The sequence below is a fragment of the Candidatus Frankia alpina genome, from assembly GCF_902806485.1.
Lineage (GTDB): Bacteria > Actinomycetota > Actinomycetes > Frankiales > Frankiaceae > Frankia > Frankia alpina.
This window is the reverse complement of the sequence record NZ_CADCWT010000552.1, coordinates 1-612: the sequence shown is the minus strand read 5'-3', so window position 1 is coordinate 612 and position 612 is coordinate 1. Positions and strand designations below refer to the sequence as shown.

At 70.9% G+C, this 612-nt stretch carries 1 protein-coding gene; it reads left to right on the top strand.

Translation table 11 applies throughout. From position 1 onward, the window contains the following. Positions 1 to 67: 67 nt before the first annotated feature. Positions 68 to 460: an RNA-binding S4 domain-containing protein gene (locus G6R25_RS24460; protein WP_163554702.1), complete on the top strand. Its 393-nt coding sequence runs from the start codon at positions 68 to 70 to the stop codon at positions 458 to 460. Positions 461 to 612: the final 152 nt, after the last annotated feature.

Sequence of the window (612 nt, the reverse complement as noted above, 5' to 3'; positions counted from 1 at the left end):
ACTCCGCGGGTGCGGGGAGCCGGATTCCTCCCTGGCCTGCAGGCCAGGGCATCCCCCGGAGTTCTCAGTGACGCCACCGGAGGACTCCGCCCGGGCCGACACGTGGATCTGGTGCGTGCGGCTGGTCAAGACGCGCTCGCAGGCGACGGATGCCTGTCGGGCCGGGCACGTCCGGCTCAACGGCGAGCGGATCAAACCCGCGCACTTGGTCCATCCGGGCGACGAGATCCGGCTCCGGCTGGCCGGGCGGGAACGGATAGTCGTGATCACGAAGGTGCTGCGGAATCGGGTCGGGGCGCCGGTCGCAGCCGAGTGCTTCGTCGACCACAGCCCCCCGGTGCTGCGCGATCCGACCCCGGCGGTGGCCGTACGCGACCGGGGCTCGGGGCGGCCGACCAAGCGCGACCGGCGGATCCTGGAGCGGCTACGCGACCAGCCCCGCCCGCCGGCGCCGCCGTGACCCGACGGTGGGCGGTGCGATGCGCACGGTCCGCCGGCTTCAGACCGTGCAATACGCACCGCAACCGGCCCGCCCTGGTTCGGACTCACTCGTTCTAGTAGGGCTTTGTTAGGTGTCGTTGAGTTGTGGTTTCAAGCGATCTGGTGACGGAT